This is a genomic window from Streptococcus koreensis (assembly GCF_003627135.1).
Taxonomy (GTDB): Bacteria; Bacillota; Bacilli; order Lactobacillales; family Streptococcaceae; genus Streptococcus; species Streptococcus ilei.
Genome location: NZ_CP032620.1, coordinates 504,149 through 525,949, shown reverse-complemented (window position 1 = coordinate 525,949; position 21,801 = coordinate 504,149). Strand labels below are relative to the sequence as shown.

Here is a 21,801-nt window from a genome sequence, read left to right as displayed (position 1 = left end):
TGGTCGTTTGATTTGCGAGCGTTAGCGAGCTAGTATAGGATAATCGTCGCAGTAGTGGAACTCCTAGTAGCTCTGCTACTAGGAGCGGAAAACTGGAGACTCAGGCTCCAGTTTTAGTAATGGAACGCCATAGGCGGTCGCTTACGTCCGCACTACAATAGACGATTATTAAAAAAGGAGAAGAAATGAAACCAGTAATTTCCATCATCATGGGCTCAAAATCCGACTGGGCAACCATGCAAAAAACAGCAGAAGTCCTCGATAACTTCGGTGTCGCTTACGAAAAGAAAGTTGTTTCTGCTCATCGGACACCTGACCTCATGTTCAAACATGCGGAAGAAGCACGGAGTCGTGGAATCAAGGTCATCATTGCTGGTGCGGGTGGCGCAGCGCACCTGCCAGGGATGGTAGCAGCTAAAACTACCCTTCCAGTCATTGGTGTGCCTGTCAAATCTCGTGCTCTTAGCGGTGTAGATTCACTCTATTCTATCGTGCAGATGCCAGGTGGTGTGCCCGTCGCAACCATGGCAATCGGTGAAGCCGGTGCGACAAATGCAGCCCTCTTTGCCCTTCGTCTCCTCTCAGTAGAAGACCAAGCTATTGCGACAGCGTTAGCGGATTTCGCAGAAGAACAAGGAAAAATCGCAGAGGAGTCGACAAATGAGCTCATCTAAAACAATCGGAATTATCGGTGGTGGTCAGCTGGGTCAGATGATGGCCATTTCTGCTATCTACATGGGCCACAAGGTCATCGCGCTGGACCCTGCAACGGATTGCCCAGCATCTCGTGCGGCAGAAATCATCGTGGCGCCTTATAACGATGTGGATGCCCTTCGTCAGTTGGCTGAGCGTTGCGATGTTCTGACTTATGAGTTTGAAAATGTCGATGCCGATGGTTTGGACGCTGTCATCAATGAGGGGCAACTTCCACAAGGGACAGACCTACTCCGTATTTCTCAAAATCGGATCTTTGAAAAGGACTTTCTCTCAAACAAGGCCCAAGTCACTGTAGCACCCTACAAAGTCGTGACTTCTAGTCAAGACTTGGCAGATATTGACCTGTCGAAAAACTATGTCCTCAAGACGGCGACAGGTGGCTACGATGGGCATGGACAAAAGGTCATTCGTTCAGCAGAAGATTTGGAAGAAGCCAATGCGCTAGCTGACTCAGCAGATTGTGTCTTGGAAGAATTTGTCAACTTTGACCTGGAGATTTCTGTCATCGTGTCTGGTAATGGCAAGGATGTGACAGTTTTCCCAGTTCAGGAAAATATCCACCGCAACAATATCCTGTCTAAGACCATTGTGCCAGCTCGCATTTCAGAAAGTCTGTCAGAAAAAGCCAAAGCTATGGCCGTGCGAATCGCAGAACAACTAAACTTGTCTGGAACCCTTTGTGTGGAAATGTTTGCGACGGCTGACGACATCATTGTCAACGAGATTGCCCCCCGCCCACACAACTCTGGGCACTACTCAATCGAAGCCTGTGACTTTTCACAGTTTGATACCCATATCTTGGGTGTTCTGGGAGCACCATTGCCAGCTATCCACCTGCATGCTCCAGCTGTTATGCTCAATGTCCTCGGCCAGCATGTCGAGGCAGCTGAAACATATGTGACAGAAAATCCAAGCGCCCACCTCCACTTATATGGTAAACTAGAAGCGAAGCACAACCGCAAGATGGGACATGTGACTTTGTTTAGTGATGTGCCGGATGAGGTGGCTGAGTTTGGGGAGGGGATTGATTTTTAAAGGAGAAAACAGATGTCAAACTTTACTATGAAAATCCGAAATGTTAAAAATATAAAAAAATTAGATTTCGATATTCCGACAGAGAAAGGATTATATGCATTAACTGGAGAAAATGGTTCAGGGAAAAGTACGATTATTGCATCTGCGGCATCATCATTTTACGTTCCTTGGTTGTACGACTACTTTGGAGAACCGAGAGAGACTTCTAAAATAACATTTGATTTAGATGGAAAAAGAAGAGAGATTGTAGCCAAAGAGAACAAGAGTTGGAGCACTCCAAAAGAGCATATAGACATAAATGGTTTTTACGAAGGAAGCATTGTATATGGCAACCGTTTTAGAAATTCTGACTATGAATTGGTTAACAAAATATCCCGAGTTTCGTCGGAACAGTTACGTCCAGCTAGCGAATTTGTAAGAAAACAATTAGGATTAATCTTACGTGATGATGAAGATTATTACGATGAAAAATTATTTACTTTAAAGAGAGAGCTAAAGCTAACTTTTGAGAAAAAATATAAGATAAAAACGGATTTATTTTATTTTAGTAATCAAGGTAGTTTAGTTAGTCAACTTCAGATGTCCACGGGGGAAAACTTATTACTCACAGTACTACGTTCACTTGAATTAAGAACTAATAAGAAAAATGATAGTAAATATCCCACATATGTTTACTTAGATGAGATAGAGTTAGCATTGCATCCGGCTGCAATACATAGGTTTATTTTATTTTTAGAAGAATTAGTTGAAAAATTTAATTTAATTGTGTTTTTCTCAACGCACTCTTCAGATATTTTGAGAAGAATTACGCCTGATAATATTTTTTATGTGCAGAATATGTTAGGAGGTGAGGTGAAATTACTTAACCCATGTTATCCTGCATTTGCAACTAGGAAGCTAGAAGCAGCTAATTATGGATACGATTTCTTAATTTTTGTTGAAGATTACCTTGCACAACATATTATAGAAAAAGTTTTGAAAGAACAAAGATTACTTAGCCAAAGGAAAATTTTAGTATTACCTATTGGTGGATGGAAACAAGTCCTAAAGTTTGCTTCGGATATTATCCACTCACATCTTGCACCTGCGTCAACTAAAATCTTGATAGTGCTTGATGGAGATATAAAGGAACAAGTACCGAGCTTTATAGAGGAGGCAGAACTTAGATTTTCAAGACCTCCACAGTATCTTCCAGTTCCGAGTTTAGAAAAGTACTTACTACATAATCTTTATGAGAACTTAGATTATGATTTGATGAATGAATTAAATGATTATATTTTCCAAATTACTTCAGTAGAAGATATTATCAATAATTATAAGAAAAATATAAAAAGTGGAGAGTACACTAAATCAAATGGTAAATTAAATTCGGGAGTTAATAGTGGGAAGAACTTATATTTCTTGTTTAATACCGAGTTGAAAAAACAAAGAAAAACAGAGAAAGAACTTGTAGACTGTATCACGGAATATTTATTTAGAACTAATGATAAAAATTTACAAAAACTGAATGATTTCTTTAGGGAGCAGCTATCAAAATAAGGAGAAGCAACAATGATCGAACGTTACTCTCGCCCTGAAATGGCGAACATTTGGACTGAAGAAAATAAATACCGTGCTTGGCTTGAGGTGGAAATCTTAGCTGACGAGGCATGGGCTGAGTTGGGAGAAATCCCTAGGGAAGATGTGGCTTTGATTCGCGAAAAAGCGGACTTTGACATCGACCGTATTTTGGAAATCGAGCAGCAAACTCGTCACGATGTGGTGGCCTTCACACGTGCGGTTTCTGAGACTCTTGGTGAAGAGCGCAAGTGGGTGCACTATGGTTTGACTTCTACTGACGTAGTCGATACTGCCTATGGTTACCTCTACAAACAAGCCAACGACATCATCCGTAAAGACCTTGAAAACTTCCTTACCATCATCGCTGACAAAGCGAAAGAACACAAGTTCACTATCATGATGGGTCGTACCCACGGTGTGCATGCGGAGCCTACAACTTTTGGTCTTAAATTGGCAACTTGGTACAGCGAAATGAAGCGTAACATCGAGCGTTTCGAGCATGCGGCTGCTGGTGTGGAAGCTGGTAAGATTTCTGGTGCGGTTGGTAACTTTGCCAACATCCCACCATTCGTTGAAAAATACGTCTGCGACAAGCTTGGTATCCGTGCTCAAGAAATCTCTACACAGGTGCTTCCTCGTGACCTTCACGCTGAGTACTTTGCAGTTCTTGCCAGCATCGCGACTTCTATCGAGCGGATGGCGACTGAGATCCGTGGTCTTCAAAAATCAGAACAACGTGAAGTGGAAGAGTTCTTTGCCAAAGGTCAAAAAGGGTCTTCAGCCATGCCTCACAAACGCAACCCGATCGGTTCTGAAAACATGACTGGTTTGGCGCGTGTTATCCGTGGTCACATGATTACAGCTTATGAAAACGTCGCTCTCTGGCACGAACGTGATATCTCTCACTCATCAGCTGAGCGTATCATCACACCAGATACAACCATCTTGATTGATTACATGCTTAACCGTTTTGGAAATATTGTTAAGAACTTGACTGTCTTCCCAGAAAACATGATCCGCAACATGAATTCTACCTTTGGTTTGATTTTCAGCCAACGTGCTATGCTTACCTTGATTGAAAAAGGGATGACCCGTGAGCAAGCTTACGACCTTGTTCAACCTAAGACTGCCCAATCATGGGATAACCAAGTAGACTTCAAACCACTTCTTGAAGCAGATCCAGAAGTGACTTCACGCCTCACTCAAGAAGAAATCGACGAAATCTTCAACCCAACTTACTATACCAAACGGGTGGATGAAATCTTCGAACGCATCGGTTTGGGAGACTAGGCGCAACAAAAAACGGGAATTTGAAAAATAGACGAAAAGAGGCTGGGACAAAAGTCCTAGCCTCTTAATTGTTCTTGGATTGTCGAGCAAGACGCAGTGGTTGAGTGGGCTCTACTACGCTGATTTTATAAGCTTTTACAGCCCTACTCAACTGTGCGGAGGTGGGACGACGAAATCGAATTCTAACGAATGACCGATTTCTGTCCCACTCTCTTTTCTTTTCCTATAACAGGTGCTCTAGACCCTGAATTTATCATAATAAATTTTGACTTATTAAACTATTTATAGGAAGTCTATCACTAATTATAGATTATTCGTTTTACATGTTTTAGGAACTATTTTTTCATGCTATAATTTGTATCATAAAAGTCTGAGGCCAGACCCCAGACTTTGAATGATCAATGATCACGATCACAAGAGATAAATTTGATTTTATAGTAGTCGCCGCGTTTATAGGTTTCGCTATATTCGAGAATTTGACCGGTCGCTTCCAATTTTGTCGTCTTCACTTGACGGACAGTTGGGAAGTTTTCATCGATATTCAACACAGAAGCGATTTTGCTTGGTGTTGGAAATACAATATCATTGATTTCTTCAAAGTGTTCATCATTCATGTGAATATGATAATCTTCTTTAAAGCGATCATAAATCGAACTATAGTAATCTAAGCTTGGATAATTTGGGTTAATATATTGCTCTGGGACATAGGTCTGGTGGTAGATATAGGTATCTTCACCAATATGACGAGTCCGATCAATCTTATAATAGAATTGAGTAGGAGCGAGTCCCAGTTTATCCAGGATATTCAGCGCGTTGCCACGCTTAATAGAGAGAACTTTTACGGTCGCTTTTTGGATAGGGAAGGTTTCAACGTCTGAAAACTCAACCAGTTTGTGTTTTCTAGCGCGCGAAACAAACGTTCCTTTCCCTTGTTGGCGGACGATGTATCCATCGCTAGCCAAATCGTTCAAAGCACGAACAACAGTAATCGAGCTAACATTATAAATCTTAATCAGCTCGGCTTCTGTGTAAAATTTATCTCCATTTTCGAATTTACCTGAGATAATTTGTTGCTTCAAATCATCTTTGATGTGTTGGTATTTTGGGATTGCCATGTGCTTCACCTCTTCTTTCGATATCCCTTGTTAATATTATTTTAACATATTTTTTCAAAAGTGGTTGACATTTTTTTATTAATATATTATATTGATAAATGAAAAGGGTTTCTTAGAAGGAGGTTCTCAGTATGGGGGCATTTGAAATCCGTGAAGATTTTTATTTAAATGATCAACCTTTTAAGATTTTATCTGGTGCAATTCATTATTTTCGGATCGATCGTGAGGATTGGTATCATTCCTTATATAACCTAAAAGCTCTAGGTTTTAATACTGTTGAAACCTATGTTCCATGGAATGCTCATGAGCCACAAAGAGGCCACTTTCACTTTGAAGGGAATTTGGACCTGGAGCACTTTATCCAAGTAGCTCAAGAGTTGGATCTATATGTGATTCTCCGTCCGTCACCGTTTATCTGTTCGGAGTGGGAATTTGGGGGCTTGCCAGCCTGGTTAATCGAAGAAGACCTTCGGATTCGCTCATCGGATCCGGCCTTTCTCAAGGAAGTGGCTCGCTATTACGACGAGCTCCTGCCACGTGTGGCCAAGTACCAATTGGATCGTGGGGGCAATATCCTCATGATGCAGGTTGAGAACGAATATGGCTCTTATGGCGAAGACAAGGCCTACCTTCGGGCGATCAGAGATCTAATGATTGAGCGGGATATTACTTGTCCACTCTTCACCTCTGATGGACCTTGGAGGGCGACCCTTCGAGCAGGGACCTTGATTGAGGATGGACTCTTTGTAACCGGTAATTTTGGTTCGCGTGCGAATTACAACTTCTCTCAGATGAAAGAGTTCTTTGCTGAGCATGACAAAGAGTGGCCACTCATGTGTATGGAATTTTGGGATGGCTGGTTCAATCGGTGGAAAGAACCTATCATCAAGCGAGATCCAGAAGAGTTGGCAGAAGCAGTCCATGAAGTCTTACAAGAAGGCTCTATCAATCTCTATATGTTCCATGGTGGGACCAACTTTGGATTTATGAACGGCTGCTCAGCACGAGGGACCGTGGATCTGCCACAGGTGACATCCTACGACTATGACGCTCTCTTAGATGAGCAGGGCAACCCGACTCCTAAGTATTATGCGGTCAAGCAGATGATGGCGACCCACTATCCAGAGTATCAACAGATGGATCCGCTTGTGAAGTCGAGTTTATCTGAACGAACATTGGAGTTGACCAAAAAGACTAGTTTGTTCGGCAACTTAAACGAGATTGCTCAAGTCACCGAAAGTCTTTACCCACAGACCATGGAAGAAATCGACCACCCATTAGGCTATCTGCTCTATGAGACAGAAGTGGAAATGGATGCGGAAGAAGAGCGCTTGCGTATCATCGATGCGCGTGATCGGGTACAGGTTTATGCCAATGATCAGTTGATTGCCACTCAATACCAAGAAGAAATCGGTCAAGATCTTTTTTTAAACGGAAAAAAGAAAACGATTACAAACTTAAAACTCTTGATCGAAAACATGGGACGAGTCAATTATGGGCACAAACTCTTAGCGGACACCCAACGAAAAGGAATCCGAACAGGGGTTTGTATCGATCTTCATTTCAAGCTTCATTGGAAACAACATGCGCTTGATTTTAGCCAGCTGGACCGCTTGGATTTTTCGAAAGAATGGCAAGAAGGTCAACCAGCTTTTTATCAATTTGCTTTTCATCTAGATCAGGTTGAGGATACCTTCCTTGATATGACTGGATTTGGAAAAGGGATCGTTCTTGTAAATGGCCACCATATCGGTCGTTTCTGGGAAGTCGGTCCAACACTCTCCCTCTACATCCCTCATGGTTTTCTCAAAGATGGGGAAAATGAGATCCTCGTCTTTGAGACAGAGGGCACTTGGAAGGAGACCTTGAAACTTGTTTCACAACCTACATTCAAAGAAGTAAAGGGGGAAAACTTATGACTATTGTAGGATGCCGTATCGATGGACGTTTGATCCACGGGCAGGTAGCCAATCTTTGGACTACCAAACTGAATATTTCACGTATCATGGTGATCGATGATGAAGTCGCTCAAAATGATATCGAAAAAAGTGGTTTGAAACTAGCGACACCACCTGGTGTCAAGCTCAGTATCTTGCCAGTAGCAAAGGCTGCAGAAAATATCTTGGCTGGAAAATATGACAGCCAACGTCTCTTCATCGTAGCCCGCAAGCCAGACCGCTTCCTTGGTTTGGTAGAAGCAGGTGTACCACTTGAAACCTTAAACGTAGGGAACATGTCTCAATCAGATGAGACTCGTCCGATTACTCGTTCGATCAACGTAGTGGATGCCGATGTGGAAGCTTTCCACAAGCTAGCTGAAAAAGGAGTTAAGTTAACTGCTCAAATGGTTCCAAATGATCCAGTTGAAGACTTCTTGAAGTTGCTCAAATAGTTTATAAATAAAAAAGAAAAATTTTAGGAGGAAATTGTCATGATACAATGGTGGCAAATTTTACTACTTACTTTGTACTCAGCTTATCAAATCTGTGATGAGTTGACGATCGTTTCATCAGCAGGATCACCAGTCTTTGCTGGTTTCATTACAGGACTTGTCATGGGAGATTTAAAGACAGGTCTATTTATCGGAGCTTCTCTTCAATTGACAGTGCTCGGTGTTGGTACTTTCGGTGGAGCTTCTCGTATTGACGCCACTTCTGGTGCCGTTCTTGCGACTGCCTTCTCAGTAGCACAAGGGATTGATCCAGAGCTTGCTATTGCTACAATCGCTGTGCCGGTAGCAACTTTGTTGACATACTTTGATATTCTTGGTCGTATGACTACAACTTACTTCGCTCACCGTGTAGATGCTGCGATTGAACGCTTTGATTACAAAGGCATCGAACGCAACTATCTCCTTGGTGCGATTCCATGGGCTCTTTCTCGAGCTCTCCCAGTTTACTTCGCGCTTGCTTTTGGTGGATCTTTCGTAGAAACTGTTGTTACAGGTCTTGCTAATGTACAATGGTTGGCAAACGGTCTGAAACTTGCAGGTCAAATGCTTCCAGGTCTTGGATTTGCGATCTTGCTCCGTTACCTTCCTGTTCGTCGTAACCTTCACTACTTAGCACTTGGCTTTGGTTTGACAGCTATGTTGACAGTGCTTTATAGCAATGTTCAAAGCCTTGGTGCTGCAGTGTCTAGCATTGTCGGTTCTGAAGTGTTCGCTAAACTTCCAGAAGAACAAGCTATTACTTTTGTTAACAACTTCAAGAGTGTATCTATGATTGGTATTGCCATTATCGGTATCTTCCTTGCAGTACAACACTTCAAAAACAGTCAACGTACAGTCGTAGCTGCTCCAGTAACTGAATCAGAAAGCGGGGAAATTGAAGATGACGAATTCTAAGAATTACAAACTCACTAAAGAGGATTTTAATCAAATTAACAAACGTAGTCTGTTTACTTTCCAATTAGGTTGGAACTATGAACGGATGCAGGCTTCTGGTTACCTTTATATGATTTTACCTCAGTTGCGTAAAATGTATGGTGATGGCACTCCAGAATTGAAAGAAATGATGAAATTGCATACGCAATTCTTCAATACTTCACCATTCTTCCACACTATTATCACTGGTTTTGATTTGGCCTTGGAAGAAAAAGATGGTGTGAAATCGAAAGATGCGGTTAACGGGATCAAGACAGGTCTCATGGGACCATTCGCTCCTCTTGGGGACTCAATCTTTGGATCATTGGTACCAGCGATTATGGGTTCAATCGCAGCAACTTTGGCTGTTGCAGGAAACCCAGCCGGTATCTTCTTGTGGATCGCTGTGGCAGTTGCTTATGACATTTTCCGTTGGAAACAATTGGAATTTGCCTATAAAGAAGGGGTTAACCTCATCAACAACATGCAAAGTACCTTGACAGCTTTGATCGATGCAGCTTCCGTTCTGGGTATCTTCATGGTTGGTGCCTTGATTGCCAGCATGATTGGTGTTGAAGTTTCTTGGGCTCCACACATTGGGGACAAAGCGATTGAAATTCAAGATATGCTCAACCTTATCTTCCCACGTTTGGTACCAGCTATCATCACAGGTGTAATCTACTGGTTGCTTGGACGTAAGGGTATGAACTCTACAAAAGCTATCTTGCTCATCATCCTTGCAGCAATCGCATTCTCAGCATTTGGCCACTTCTTCTTTGGAATGGCATAATGGAGTAAGGTATGGCAAAACAGTTAGTATTGGTCAGTCATGGTCGCTTCTGTGAAGAGCTCAAAGCCAGTACAGAAATGATTATGGGACCACAAGACAACATTCATGCCGTGGCCCTCTTGCCAGAGGAAGGTCCTGAGGAGTTTACAGCCAAGTTTGAAGCCTGTGTTGCAGACTTTGAGGACTACATCGTCTTTGCGGATCTTTTGGGAGGCACTCCTTGTAATACGGTTAGCCGTCTGATTCTTGAAGGGCGCGCCATTGACCTCTATGCAGGGATGAACTTGCCAATGGTGATTGAATTTATTAACCATAGCCTTGTCGGTGGAGAAGAGAACTATCCAGAACGTGCGCGCGAAAGTGTCGTGAAGGTTAATGATCTCTTATCCAGCTTTGATGATGACGAGGACGAATAAGAAAACCGCTTGAACATTTGGAATGAGGCTGGGACGATTGTCTCGGCCTCTTACCGCTTATAAGGTGGGTAGAAAAGAGGAGAAGCATGCTAGATTATACAAAAGAAGAACTGCTTGAACTGGGGGCTGAAATTACGACTCGCGAAATTTACCAGCAACCGGAAGTTTGGAAAGAAACCTATCGTCTCTATCAAGAGAAAGCAAAAGAAATCCAAGAGTTTTTAGAGACTATTGGGAAGCGTCATGGCTACATCAAGGTTATCTTGACAGGAGCTGGGACCTCAGCCTATGTGGGGGATACCTTGGTTCCCTATTTGCAGGAAGTGCACGATGAACGCCATTGGAATTTCCAATCCATTGCGACGACTGATATCGTGGCGCATCCACAAACCTACCTCAAAAAAGAAGTTCCGACTGTCTTGGTTTCCTTTGCACGAAGTGGCAACTCGCCTGAAAGTGTTGCGACAGTTGAGTTAGCTCAACAATTGGTGGAGGATCTCTATCAGATCACCATTACCTGTGCAGCCGAAGGAAAACTAGCCCAGCAGGCCCACGGAGATGAGCGCAATCTCTTGCTTCTCCAACCAAAAGAAACCAACGATGCCGGCTTCGCCATGACCTCCAGCTTTACTTCTATGCTTTTGACAGCCCTCTTGGTCTTTGACCCAAGTGAGGAAGAAATCAAGGAAAAACGAGTGGAAGAATTGATTTATCTGTCAGAGCAGGTCTTGGAGAAAGATCGCGAGGTCAAGGAAGTTGTAGATTTAGACTTCGAACGCGTCATCTATCTAGGAGCAGGACCTTTCTTCGGGCTAGCTCATGAAGCTCAGCTCAAGATTTTAGAGTTAACAGCTGGTAAAATCGCGACCATGTATGAGAGCCCTGTCGGCTTCCGTCACGGACCGAAATCCCTCATCAATGACCAGACCCTGGTCTTGGTTTTTGGATCCATTGATCCTTATACACGCCAGTACGATTTGGATTTGGTTGGAGAAGTGGCCGGAGATCAGATTGCCCGTCAGGTTGTCCTCTTGACCGACCAAGCTGCTGGGATTGAGCATGTACGAGAAGTGTTGGTAGAAGCATCAGCAGAGTCGCTGGATATCTACCGTGCCTTCCCATACATTATCTACGGTCAATTGATTTCTCTTTTGACTTCGCTCAAGGTTCAAAATCGCCCAGATACGCCATCACCAACTGGAACAGTCAACCGTGTTGTACAAGGAGTGGTGATTCACCCCTTTCACTAGAATGAACGATGTTGGAGGAGACAACTTGTGAAACACTATCAAAAATATCTATTTGGTCAATTAGATGGCCAAGATGTAGAAGCGTATCGCCTCGAGAATGACCTGGAGTATCAATTGTCTGTCATGACCTATGGAGCTACTATTCTAGAGTATGTGACACCAGACAAACAGGATCAATTCGCTAATATTGTATTGGGATTCGACAATTTCGATGCTTATGTTGGTAATAGCCCTAAGTATGGAGCTAGCATTGGCCCAGTCGCTGGTCGGATCGCAGGTGCCAGCTTTGACCTCAATGGTCAAACCTACCACTTGGTGGCCAATAATGGCGCCAACTGCAACCACAGTGGACCGACTGGTTGGGACAGCGCCTTGTTTAGCGTGGAGTCGGTAACAGACCAAGAAATCACTCTGTACACAGAGCGCGCGGATGGTACAGGTGGTTTCCCTGGAAATCTCAAGATCTGGGTAACCTATAGTTTGACTGAAGCAGGGGAGCTGGAAATCAGCTACCGGGTAGAGACAGACCAAGACACCCTGGTTAATCCGACCAACCACAGCTATTTCAACCTATCGGGCAACTTCACCCAGCCGATAAATGACCATGTCTTCCAGATCAATCATCAGGGGCTTTACCCCATTCATCCAGATGGCGTTCCTCTTCACACTGTGGATAGAGAAAGTCCAATTGTTCAGCATCTCTACCAAGCCATGCTGTTAGAGGATCTCTTCAAGGATTCTGATCCGCAAATCCGCCTGGTAGAAGGATTAGACCATCCCTTCGCTTTGTCAGAAGGGCATGAAAATGCAGGTTTCTTCTACCATCAGCCGTCTGGGCGCTTTTTGACCTTCAAGTCAGAAGCCCCAGCCTTGGTGGTGTATTCAGCCAATTTTGTAGATGAAACCGTTCATCTTCAAGGCAAACCAATGGTTCAGCACAATGGCCTGGCCCTCGAATTTCAAACAGTGCCAGATGCCATTCATAGTGACCAAGCTGAAAAGGTCATCTTGAGAGCAGGTCAAGTCTTTACCAGCAAGACCAGCTACCATGCCATCGCTAAAAAATAATGAGAAAAGGGGAGGCTCCAAACAAGGATGTAAAATTCTTGCTCAAGGCCTCCTCTTTTTTAGAAAATAGTTTTCAAAAATAACTATAAGGAAACTTTAAGCTTCCCGTCGTATACTAATACCATCATCAAAGACCTCCTAACTTTGAATGATAAAACTCCTAAAACTTTTTCATAATAACCTCCCTATAAGAGCCACCAAAACCGGTGGCTTTTCTATATCTCTTAATGAGGTAAACTCAAAGAGTTCAACCGAATTTAGAGATATTGATGCAGTTTGAGCGAAGCGAAAACTACGTTCCTTAAAAAGAAACAAGGTATTTCAAGAAGGAAATCGGTTCCTAATACTAAACAATCAATAATTAGTAATATACTAAATAGAATATGATTTTAAATCAACAGAGACATCATTTTTTGCTATAATAGACTGTATGAGTAGAATTTTAGACAATGAAATCATGGGCGATGAAGAGGCTGTTGAACGGACGCTACGCCCGCAATATTTACATGAATATATCGGCCAGGATAAGGTCAAGGACCAGCTAAAAATCTTTATTGAAGCGGCTAAGCTTCGGGATGAAGCGCTGGACCATGTCCTTCTTTTTGGCCCCCCGGGACTGGGGAAAACCACTATGGCCTTTGTCATTGCCAATGAGTTGGGTGTTAATCTCAAGCAGACTTCCGGTCCTGTCATTGAAAAGGCTGGTGACCTGGTAGCTATCCTTAATGACCTAGAGCCGGGTGATGTTCTCTTTATCGATGAGATTCACCGTCTGCCTATGTCAGTTGAAGAAGTGCTTTACAGTGCCATGGAGGATTTTTACATCGATATCATGATTGGTGCTGGCGAGACTAGTCGGAGTGTCCATCTGGACCTTCCTCCTTTTACCTTGATTGGGGCGACGACCCGAGCGGGTATGCTGTCTAATCCCTTGCGCGCTCGCTTTGGGATTACGGGTCATATGGAATACTACGAGCAAGATGATCTGACAGAGATTGTCGAGCGGACCGCTGAGATTTTTGAAATGGAAATTACCCACGAAGCTGCTGAAGAGCTTTCTCTTCGTAGTCGTGGGACCCCTCGGATTGCCAACCGCTTGCTCAAACGGGTGCGCGATTTTGCCCAGATTATGGGCGATGGCTTGATTGATGAGACTATTACCGACAAGGCCCTCTCCATGCTGGATGTGGACCATGAAGGACTGGACTATGTCGATCAAAAAATCCTGCGCACCATGATTGAGATGTATGGGGGAGGACCAGTTGGCCTTGGGACCCTATCGGTCAATATTGCTGAAGAGCGGGAGACTGTAGAAGATATGTATGAACCTTACTTGATTCAGAAAGGCTTTATCATGCGGACCCGTACAGGGCGCGTGGCAACCCGCAAGGCCTATGAACACCTAGGCTATCCCTACAATGGAGACTAGCAGAAGATGCTGACAGAAGAAACGATCGTAGAACAAATCCAAGCGGATCCGGAGATGATGGCGGTCTTGGCCATTATTCGAGATCTAGATTTGGCAGATGCTTGGTTAGCAGCGGGTGCAGTACGAAATTTTATCTGGAACCAGCTTTCTGGAAGACCAGGGTTTGATGCGACAACGGATCTGGATCTGGTCTTTTATGCCCCCGCGATCAGCTATGAGGAGACGCAGCAGATTGAGCAGGAATTAAAGAAGGTATTTCCCCAGTATGCATGGGAAGTGAAGAATCAAGTCTACATGCACCAGCATAGCCCGGGGACGGCCCCTTATCGCAGTGCTTGTGATGCGGTTTCTAAATACCCCGAGCAGTGTACGGCACTTGCGGTTCGCCTAAGGAAAGATGGTCAGTTGGAGCTCTTTCTCCCCTATGGGACAAGGGATATCGAAGACTTCGTCGTTCAGCCGACTCCACATTTTTTAGCCAGCCCAGAGCGCTTGGTGGTTTATACGGAACGCATGCGGAAGAAAGATTGGAAACGAAAATGGCCAGCCCTTCAGATCATCCTGCCTGACTAAAAAAAGAAAGTCAGCCCACCTCAACGGTGGACAGGCTTTTTTCGTCTTGCCTCAAAATTATAATTTTAGCAGATTATATTTTTCCTACATTCTGTTATAATAGAAAGGAGGTGCTGTCATGAAAAAAATCGTATTTGTGTGTTTAGGAAATATTTGTCGAAGCCCCATGGCGGAGTTTGTCATGAAGGACTTGACCAACCAGTATGAGATTGAAAGTCGTGCTACTTCTAACTGGGAGCATGGGAACCCTATTCACCAAGGGACTCAAAAGATTTTTCGTAGTCATGGCGTGCCCTATGATGCATCTAAAACATCCCTTCAAATCAGTGACCAAGATTTTCATACCTTTGATCTGATCTTAGGAATGGATGAGAACAATGTGTCCGACCTCAAACGAATGGCACCGCCTGGAACAGAGCACAAGATTCATCTCTTTGCAGGAGAAAGTGTCCCAGATCCATGGTACACAGGAGATTTCGAAGAGACCTATCGCCGTGTCCTAGCTGGTTGTCAAGAATGGTTGGAACGCTTAGAAGATTAGTTTCGGACTTGCTCCTTAAATGAGTAACCGGTTGAATAGAAACAGAATGAACAGAATATGGAAAAAATAAAAGAATTATATGAGACCTATAAGGTCTACGTTACGAGAGAGAATATTGAACGATTGTCCTTGGGGATTATTGTTCTGTCTGCTTTATGGGTTTTTCTTTCCTCCATTCCTTTCAGAGGTGTTTTGACCCTCGATAAGGGAGCTATTCGCTACGACGGAAGTATCGTCCGTGGCAAGATGAATGGCCAAGGGACGGTGACCTTTGAAAACGGAGATACCTACAAGGGAAATTTTGTCAATGGGACCTTTAGTGGTCATGGAACCTTTACAGCCAAGGCTGGTTGGAAATATGAAGGTGAATTTGTCAATGGCCAACCAGAAGGCCAGGGAACCTTGACGACAGAACAAAATGTTGTCTATAAAGGAACGTTTAAACAAGGAATTTATCAAAATGCGAATTAAATGGTTTTCATTGGTACGGATAACGGGACTTCTTCTCGTTCTTCTCTACCATTTCTTTCAAAAAGTTTTTCCTGGTGGATTTATTGGAGTCGATATCTTCTTTACTTTCTCAGGATTTTTGATCACGGCTCTTCTGATCGATGAGTTTGCCCGTCATCAAAAAATTGACCTCAAAGGCTTCCTGCGACGACGCTTCTACCGGATTGTTCCTCCGTTAGTCTTTATGGTCTTGCTGGTCATGCCTTTTACCTTCTTGGTCAGACGAGACTTTATTGCTGGAATTGGGACACAGATTGCGGCCGTCTTTGGCTTTGTGACCAACTTCTATGAGATGTTAAGTGGCGGAAGTTACGAAAGCCAGTTCATCCCTCATCTTTTCATTCATACCTGGAGTTTGGCTCTTGAAGTTCATTACTACGTACTCTGGGCTCTTTTGGCTTGGTTTTTGGGTAAAAAAGCTAAATCAGTTGGCCAATATAGAGGTTATATCTTCCTTTCTTCGACAGGTCTCTTTTTGGTGACCTTCCTGACCTTCTTTGTCGGAGCAATGGTCACGAAGAATTTGTCCAATGTCTATTTTTCTAGCATCGCTCACGTCTTTCCTTTCTTTGTGGGGAGTGCTTTAGCGACAGTAACAGGGATTACAACGACCAGCCCAAATCTTACTCAATTAGTGAAGCAGTTATCTCTACAGAAGACGTTAGCAATTTTAGCTGGTGCTTTTCTAGTCTTGTTGCTCTTGACCTTTATTCTTCCGTTTGATAGTGTTTGGACCTATTTATTTGGCTTTTTAGTAGCGACTCTTGCTGGATCTGTGATGATTGTGATGACTCGTGTCCTCCATGAAAAGACGCCAGATCAGAAAGAACCTGCAGTGATTACCTTTATTGCGGATACAAGTTATGGGGTCTATCTCTTCCACTGGCCATTTTATATCATCTTTTCTCAATTAATGACCAATGGCTGGGCTTCTCTGCTAACAACACTGGTATCCTTTAGCCTTGCTGCTTTAAGTTTTTATATTATTGAACCAACCTTGGCTGGACGTGAACCAAAGATTTTTGGCATTTCTATGGATCTCAGAAGTTTCACGAAACCACTCTTTTACAGCGCGATTCCGTTGACCTTGCTCATGTTTGGGATTGCACTTTTTGCGCCACGCGTCGGAGCCTTTGATGAAAACCTGATTACCGAAGGGCTTCGTCAATCCGACAGCAAGATGCAGATCACGCGTGCCCAAGTAGACAATGCTTCAGCGACTTCTTACAATGTGTCAGATGGAGTGACCATGATCGGAGATTCTGTAAACCTCCGGGCATCAGATTATTTGAAACAAGTGCTGCCAGATATCCAATTAGACGCTTTGGTGAGTCGTAATCTGGACTCGGGCTTAAAAGTATATGAAACGGATATTGCCAATAGAGTCTTGCTCAAGAACGTGGTGATTGCACTTGGAACCAACTCTTCTAATAATTACCAAGAATTGTTGGATAAGTTTGTTCAAGAATTACCAAAAGGACATCGCTTAATTTTCGTAACGCCATATGACGGGCGTGAAGCCAATGATAGCAATAGTGTCACCGTTCAGACTCGACAGTATGAGCTGGAGTTGGCTAAAAAATATGACTATGTCTATATAGCAGACTGGTACCAAGCTGCTATCGATAACCCAGCTATTTGGGCTGGAACGGATAATGTCCACTTTGGTTTAGAATCAGATGGGTCCATCGATGTTGGAGGAAACCTGTACGCCAAGGTCGTGAAAGAAGCAGTTGATCAAGCCAATCAGGGGCCGGTTAAACCGTAGAAATTTACTAAGCTATTTAAGCAATTTTCACTTGAAGAAAATTGCTTTTTTTAGTAAAATTAAGAAAACGCTTACATAAATTGCGTGAAAATATTTGCTTGTGAAATTGAAGTGCTTTCTCAAAAAAATCCTTCAATTTTTTCTTGGAAATACTCCTATATAGAAGGAGAAGGAGGGTTCATAGAAAAAAGTTAAAAAAATCTTTGTGAAACTATTTACAAATTTTCTAAAATAGAGTACAATTATATTGTGAAAAAATTAACAAATCGAAATTTCTTACACTATTCTTGAAAGTTTTTGAAAACAAGAAAAAGTTCCGGAAAAGGATAAGGGTTTCAAACATTGGAGGAAAGCATCAAATGGCTGATAAAAAATCTCTCTCACCTGAAGAAAAGAAACTCGCTGCTGAAAAACACGTAGACGAGTTGGTGCAAAAAGCGCTTGTGGCGCTTGAAGAAATGCACAAATTGGATCAGGAACAAGTAGACTACATCGTTGCAAAAGCATCTGTAGCTGCTCTTGACGCACACGGTGTGCTTGCTCTTCATGCTTATGAAGAAACTGGTCGTGGGGTCTTTGAAGACAAGGCGACAAAGAACTTGTTCGCTTGTGAGCACGTCGTGAACAACATGCGCCACACCAAGACAGTTGGTGTCATTCAAGAAGATGACGTCACAGGTTTGACCCTTATTGCTGAGCCAGTCGGAGTCGTCTGCGGGATCACTCCTACAACCAACCCAACTTCAACAGCAATCTTTAAAGCTTTGATCTCATTGAAGACACGGAACCCTATCGTCTTTGCCTTCCACCCATCTGCTCAAGAATCCTCTGCTCATGCGGCACAAATCGTACGTGATGCAGCAATTAAAGCAGGAGCGCCTGAAAACTGTGTACAATGGATCACGCAACCATCTATGGAAGCAACTAGTGCGCTTATGAACCACGAAGGTGTTGCAACAATCCTTGCGACCGGTGGTAACGCCATGGTGAAAGCAGCTTATTCTTGTGGGAAACCAGCTCTTGGGGTAGGTGCAGGTAACGTTCCAGCTTATGTTGAAAAATCAGCTAACATCCGCCAAGCTGCTCACGATATCGTTATGTCTAAATCATTTGACAACGGAATGGTCTGTGCATCTGAACAAGCGGTTATCATCGATAAAGAAATCTACGATGAGTTTGTCGAAGAATTCAAATCTTACCATACTTACTTTGTTAACAAAAAAGAAAAAGCCCTTCTTGAAGAGTTCTGCTTCGGTGTCAAAGCGAATAGCAAAAACTGTGCAGGTGCGAAATTGAATGCGGACATCGTTGGGAAACCAGCAGCATGGATCGCTGAACAAGCTGGCTTCTCTGTACCAGAAGGAACCAACATCCTTGCTGCAGAATGTAAAGAAGTTGGTGAAAAAGAGCCGTTGACTCGTGAAAAATTGTCACCAGTTATCGCTGTCTTGAAATCTGAAAGCCGTGAAGACGGAATTAACAAAGCACGCCAAATGGTTGAATTCAACGGTCTTGGTCACTCAGCTGCTATCCATACAGCAGACGAAGAATTGACCAAAGAATTTGGTAAAGCAGTCAAAGCCATTCGTGTCATCTGCAACTCTCCTTCGACTTTCGGTGGTATCGGGGATGTTTACAATGCCTTCTTGCCATCATTGACACTTGGATGTGGTTCTTACGGACGCAACTCTGTTGGGGACAACGTTAGTGCCATCAACCTCTTGAATATCAAAAAAGTCGGACGCCGGAGAAATAACATGCAATGGATGAAACTTCCTTCAAAAACATACTTTGAACGTGATTCAATTGAATACCTACAAAAATGTCGTGACGTTGAACGTGTCATGATCGTTACAGACCACGCTATGGTAGAGCTTGGTTTCCTTGATCGCATCATCGAACAGCTTGACCTTCGTCGCAACAAGGTAGTTTACCAAATCTTTGCAGACGTAGAACCAGATCCAGATATCACAACCGTTGAACGTGGTACTGAGATCATGCGTGCCTTCAAACCAGATACCATCGTTGCTCTTGGTGGTGGATCTCCAATGGATGCGGCCAAAGTAATGTGGCTCTTCTATGAGCAACCAGAAGTGGACTTCCGTGACTTGGTTCAAAAATTCATGGATATCCGTAAACGTGCCTTCAAGTTCCCATTGCTTGGTAAGAAGACTAAATTCATCGCCATCCCAACAACATCTGGTACAGGATCTGAAGTAACACCATTTGCCGTTATCTCTGATAAAGCAAACAACCGTAAATACCCAATCGCTGACTACTCATTGACACCAACTGTGGCAATCGTAGACCCTGCTTTGGTATTGACAGTTCCAGGATCTGTTGCAGCGGACACTGGTATGGACGTCTTGACTCACGCAACAGAAGCTTACGTATCTCAAATGGCAAGTGACTACACTGATGGTCTTGCTCTTCAAGCCATCAAACTTGTCTTTGAAAACTTGGAAAGCTCAGTGAAGAACGCAGACTTCCATTCACGCGAAAAAATGCACAATGCGTCAACTATCGCAGGTATGGCCTTTGCCAATGCCTTCCTCGGTATTTCTCACTCAATGGCCCACAAGATCGGTGCACAATTCCACACGATTCACGGACGGACCAATGCGATCTTGCTTCCATACGTTATCCGTTACAACGGTACACGTCCAGCCAAGACAGCGACATGGCCTAAGTACAACTACTACCGTGCAGATGAGAAATATCAAGACATCGCTCGTATGTTAGGACTTCCATGCTCTACACCAGAAGAAGCAGTAGAAGCTTATGCAAAAGCTGTTTACGAACTTGGTGAGCGCGTAGGTATCCAAATGAACTTTAAAGCACAAGGAATCGATGAAAAAGAATGGAAGAAACACTCTCGTGAATTGGCCTTCCTTGCTTACGAAGATCAATGTTCGCCAGCTAACCCACGTCTTCCAATGGTGGATCATATGCAAGAAATCATCGAAGATGCTTACTACGGTTATAAAGAACGTCCAGGACGTCGTAAATAAGGCGCTACTGAACAAATGATGTTTATCAGCTATCCCTCACTCGAAAGAGTGGGGGATTATTTTTTGAAATACTTTTATAAAAAAACCTAATAAATATGTTGCAAGCGCTTACTTTGTATGTTATAATATTCACAAAGTAGAAACTGTAATAAAATGGTTTGATAAAACCAACAAAAAAGGAGTCGCTTATGAAAGCAGCAACATATGTATCCGCAGGAAATCTTCAGTTGATTGATCAACCAAAACCAGTCATCAAGAAACCAACTGATGCAATTGTTCGTTTGGTAAAAACGACCATTTGTGGAACAGACCTCCATATTTTGGGAGGAGATGTTCCAGCTTGTAAAGAAGGAACCATCCTCGGCCACGAAGGAATCGGGATTGTCGAAGAAGTCGGTGATGCGGTCACTAACTTTAAGGTTGGAGATAAGGTTATCATCTCTTGTGTAACGGCTTGTAACACCTGCTACTACTGTAAACGTGGTTTGCCTTCCCACTGTGAAGATGGGGGCTGGATCCTTGGTCACTTGATTAATGGTACCCAAGCAGAGTATGTCCATATCCCTCATGCAGACGGCAGTCTCTATCATGCACCTGCCTCTGTTGATGACGAAGCCCTGGTTATGCTCTCAGATATTCTCCCAACTTCTTATGAAATCGGGGTGCTCCCATCTCACGTGAAACCAGGAGACAACGTTTGTATCGTTGGTGCGGGACCAATTGGTTTGGCAGCTCTCTTAACCGTACAATTCTTCTCTCCAGCTACTATTATCATGGTAGACTTGTCAGAATCTCGTCTTGAAGCTTCTAAGAAATTTGGAGCGACTCATACCATTTGTTCAAGTGATATTGATGAAATCAAGGCCTTTATCAATGAAGTGACCGACGGTCGTGGTGTCGACATCTCGATGGAATGTGTGGGCTATCCAGCAACCTTCGATGTCTGTCAAAATATTATCTCTGTCGGTGGTCATATTGCCAACGTCGGAGTGCATGGTAAACCAGTTAGCTTCAACCTTGACGATCTTTGGATTAAGAACATCACGCTTAATACTGGTTTGGTTAATGCCAATACAACCGAAATGCTTCTTAATGTCTTGAAATCTGGTAAGATTGATGCGACCAAGTTGGTAACCCACCACTTTAAACTTTCAGAAGCAGAGAAGGCATATGAAATCTTCAAACATGCTGGCGAAAACAATGCCTTGAAAGTGATTATTGATAACGACCTCAGCTAAGAAGGTTCAATCGTTTGATGTTGAAATAAATAGGACAGGAACTGTTTCATGTTTCTGTCCTATTTAACAGATGTAGTAGTTGTTCTTGTCACATCTATTTACTTGCCACTCCTAATAAAATAGACT

19 protein-coding genes are annotated in these 21,801 nt (G+C 43.2%); 18 read left to right on the top strand and 1 reads right to left on the bottom strand.

All coding sequences use genetic code 11. The features are described from left to right. The first annotated feature begins 185 nt into the window (after nucleotides 1-185). The 4 genes from purE to purB are packed head-to-tail and all read left to right on the top strand — an operon-like array spanning nucleotide 186 to nucleotide 4,602. Nucleotides 186-674, top strand: a complete 489-nt coding sequence (purE, locus tag D7D50_RS02845; RefSeq protein WP_049496665.1) for a 5-(carboxyamino)imidazole ribonucleotide mutase — start codon at nucleotides 186-188, stop codon at nucleotides 672-674. Next, nucleotides 661-1,752, top strand: coding sequence for a 5-(carboxyamino)imidazole ribonucleotide synthase (purK, locus tag D7D50_RS02840; protein ID WP_120701413.1), 1,092 nt, complete (start codon nucleotides 661-663; stop codon nucleotides 1,750-1,752). The genes purE and purK overlap by 14 nt, the downstream gene beginning before the upstream one ends. 12 nt (nucleotides 1,753-1,764) lie before the next feature. Then, nucleotides 1,765-3,291 carry an AAA family ATPase gene (locus D7D50_RS02835; RefSeq protein ID WP_120701412.1) on the top strand — a complete coding sequence of 509 codons (1,527 nt, stop codon included), beginning with the start codon at nucleotides 1,765-1,767 and terminating at the stop codon, nucleotides 3,289-3,291. A 12-nt stretch (nucleotides 3,292-3,303) separates the two neighbouring features. Further along, nucleotides 3,304-4,602, top strand: coding sequence for an adenylosuccinate lyase (purB, locus tag D7D50_RS02830; RefSeq protein WP_120701411.1), 1,299 nt, complete (start codon nucleotides 3,304-3,306; stop codon nucleotides 4,600-4,602). Nucleotides 4,603-5,000: 398 nt separating this feature from the next. Here purB and D7D50_RS02820 read toward each other — a convergent pair whose 3' ends face one another. After that, nucleotides 5,001-5,717 (bottom strand): GntR family transcriptional regulator, encoded by a 717-nt coding sequence (locus tag D7D50_RS02820; protein WP_006595289.1) that lies wholly within the window; start codon nucleotides 5,715-5,717, stop codon nucleotides 5,001-5,003. Nucleotides 5,718-5,848: 131 nt separating this feature from the next. Between D7D50_RS02820 and D7D50_RS02815 the strand changes: the two genes are divergently transcribed. From D7D50_RS02815 to D7D50_RS02745, 14 genes are all read left to right on the top strand, one after another. Further along, complete coding sequence (locus D7D50_RS02815) at nucleotides 5,849-7,636, top strand: glycoside hydrolase family 35 protein (protein WP_120701410.1); 1,788 nt, start codon at nucleotides 5,849-5,851, stop codon at nucleotides 7,634-7,636. Then, the gene (locus tag D7D50_RS02810; RefSeq protein ID WP_048788704.1) at nucleotides 7,633-8,109 is read left to right on the top strand and encodes a PTS sugar transporter subunit IIB; all 477 of its coding nucleotides are present in this window, start codon (nucleotides 7,633-7,635) and stop codon (nucleotides 8,107-8,109) included. The genes D7D50_RS02815 and D7D50_RS02810 overlap by 4 nt, the downstream gene beginning before the upstream one ends. A gap of 39 nt (nucleotides 8,110-8,148) precedes the next feature. Next, nucleotides 8,149-9,063: a PTS mannose/fructose/sorbose/N-acetylgalactosamine transporter subunit IIC gene (locus D7D50_RS02805; RefSeq protein WP_023024887.1), complete on the top strand. Its 915-nt coding sequence runs from the start codon at nucleotides 8,149-8,151 to the stop codon at nucleotides 9,061-9,063. Beyond that, nucleotides 9,050-9,871, top strand: coding sequence for a PTS system mannose/fructose/sorbose family transporter subunit IID (locus D7D50_RS02800; RefSeq protein ID WP_023027471.1), 822 nt, complete (start codon nucleotides 9,050-9,052; stop codon nucleotides 9,869-9,871). The genes D7D50_RS02805 and D7D50_RS02800 overlap by 14 nt, the downstream gene beginning before the upstream one ends. An 11-nt stretch (nucleotides 9,872-9,882) precedes the next feature. Then, the gene (locus D7D50_RS02795) at nucleotides 9,883-10,287 is read left to right on the top strand and encodes a PTS sugar transporter subunit IIA (protein WP_023027472.1); all 405 of its coding nucleotides are present in this window, start codon (nucleotides 9,883-9,885) and stop codon (nucleotides 10,285-10,287) included. Nucleotides 10,288-10,373: 86 nt separating this feature from the next. Further along, a complete protein-coding gene (locus D7D50_RS02790) occupies nucleotides 10,374-11,537 on the top strand; it encodes an SIS domain-containing protein (protein ID WP_120701409.1) in 1,164 nt (387 codons plus the stop codon). A 27-nt stretch (nucleotides 11,538-11,564) separates the two neighbouring features. Next, entirely contained in the window at nucleotides 11,565-12,605 is a 1,041-nt protein-coding gene (locus D7D50_RS02785) for an aldose epimerase family protein (RefSeq protein ID WP_120701408.1), read from the top strand. A gap of 430 nt (nucleotides 12,606-13,035) precedes the next feature. Next, on the top strand, nucleotides 13,036-14,034 hold the full coding sequence (gene ruvB, locus D7D50_RS02775; protein WP_023024896.1) for a Holliday junction branch migration DNA helicase RuvB: 999 nt from the start codon (nucleotides 13,036-13,038) through the stop codon (nucleotides 14,032-14,034). Between the two features lie 6 nt (nucleotides 14,035-14,040). Beyond that, entirely contained in the window at nucleotides 14,041-14,607 is a 567-nt protein-coding gene (locus tag D7D50_RS02770) for a nucleotidyltransferase family protein (RefSeq protein ID WP_120701407.1), read from the top strand. Nucleotides 14,608-14,725: 118 nt separating this feature from the next. Next, nucleotides 14,726-15,148 (top strand): low molecular weight protein-tyrosine-phosphatase, encoded by a 423-nt coding sequence (locus D7D50_RS02765; protein ID WP_023024900.1) that lies wholly within the window; start codon nucleotides 14,726-14,728, stop codon nucleotides 15,146-15,148. Between the two features lie 57 nt (nucleotides 15,149-15,205). Beyond that, nucleotides 15,206-15,619 carry an MORN repeat-containing protein gene (locus D7D50_RS02760; protein WP_023024902.1) on the top strand — a complete coding sequence of 138 codons (414 nt, stop codon included), beginning with the start codon at nucleotides 15,206-15,208 and terminating at the stop codon, nucleotides 15,617-15,619. Further along, the gene (locus tag D7D50_RS02755; RefSeq protein WP_023024904.1) at nucleotides 15,609-17,426 is read left to right on the top strand and encodes an acyltransferase family protein; all 1,818 of its coding nucleotides are present in this window, start codon (nucleotides 15,609-15,611) and stop codon (nucleotides 17,424-17,426) included. Before D7D50_RS02760 ends, D7D50_RS02755 begins: the two co-directional genes overlap by 11 nt. 359 nt (nucleotides 17,427-17,785) lie before the next feature. Further along, on the top strand, nucleotides 17,786-20,437 hold the full coding sequence (gene adhE, locus D7D50_RS02750) for a bifunctional acetaldehyde-CoA/alcohol dehydrogenase (protein WP_120701406.1): 2,652 nt from the start codon (nucleotides 17,786-17,788) through the stop codon (nucleotides 20,435-20,437). Nucleotides 20,438-20,625: 188 nt separating this feature from the next. Then, a complete protein-coding gene (locus D7D50_RS02745) occupies nucleotides 20,626-21,675 on the top strand; it encodes a zinc-dependent alcohol dehydrogenase family protein (protein ID WP_023027479.1) in 1,050 nt (349 codons plus the stop codon). Nucleotides 21,676-21,801 lie beyond the last annotated feature (126 nt).

Coding starts and splice junctions, on each gene's coding strand:
- D7D50_RS02810 (WP_048788704.1), top strand. CDS start 7,633: ATGACTATTGTAGGATGCCGTATCGATGGACGTTTGATCCACGGGCAG.
- adhE (WP_120701406.1), top strand. CDS start 17,786: ATGGCTGATAAAAAATCTCTCTCACCTGAAGAAAAGAAACTCGCTGCT.
- ruvB (WP_023024896.1), top strand. CDS start 13,036: ATGAGTAGAATTTTAGACAATGAAATCATGGGCGATGAAGAGGCTGTT.
- D7D50_RS02795 (WP_023027472.1), top strand. CDS start 9,883: ATGGCAAAACAGTTAGTATTGGTCAGTCATGGTCGCTTCTGTGAAGAG.
- D7D50_RS02800 (WP_023027471.1), top strand. CDS start 9,050: ATGACGAATTCTAAGAATTACAAACTCACTAAAGAGGATTTTAATCAA.
- D7D50_RS02820 (WP_006595289.1), bottom strand. CDS start 5,717: ATGGCAATCCCAAAATACCAACACATCAAAGATGATTTGAAGCAACAA.
- D7D50_RS02835 (WP_120701412.1), top strand. CDS start 1,765: ATGTCAAACTTTACTATGAAAATCCGAAATGTTAAAAATATAAAAAAA.
- D7D50_RS02770 (WP_120701407.1), top strand. CDS start 14,041: ATGCTGACAGAAGAAACGATCGTAGAACAAATCCAAGCGGATCCGGAG.
- D7D50_RS02815 (WP_120701410.1), top strand. CDS start 5,849: ATGGGGGCATTTGAAATCCGTGAAGATTTTTATTTAAATGATCAACCT.
- D7D50_RS02755 (WP_023024904.1), top strand. CDS start 15,609: ATGCGAATTAAATGGTTTTCATTGGTACGGATAACGGGACTTCTTCTC.
- purK (WP_120701413.1), top strand. CDS start 661: ATGAGCTCATCTAAAACAATCGGAATTATCGGTGGTGGTCAGCTGGGT.
- D7D50_RS02790 (WP_120701409.1), top strand. CDS start 10,374: ATGCTAGATTATACAAAAGAAGAACTGCTTGAACTGGGGGCTGAAATT.
- D7D50_RS02805 (WP_023024887.1), top strand. CDS start 8,149: ATGATACAATGGTGGCAAATTTTACTACTTACTTTGTACTCAGCTTAT.
- D7D50_RS02765 (WP_023024900.1), top strand. CDS start 14,726: ATGAAAAAAATCGTATTTGTGTGTTTAGGAAATATTTGTCGAAGCCCC.
- D7D50_RS02760 (WP_023024902.1), top strand. CDS start 15,206: ATGGAAAAAATAAAAGAATTATATGAGACCTATAAGGTCTACGTTACG.
- D7D50_RS02745 (WP_023027479.1), top strand. CDS start 20,626: ATGAAAGCAGCAACATATGTATCCGCAGGAAATCTTCAGTTGATTGAT.
- purB (WP_120701411.1), top strand. CDS start 3,304: ATGATCGAACGTTACTCTCGCCCTGAAATGGCGAACATTTGGACTGAA.
- purE (WP_049496665.1), top strand. CDS start 186: ATGAAACCAGTAATTTCCATCATCATGGGCTCAAAATCCGACTGGGCA.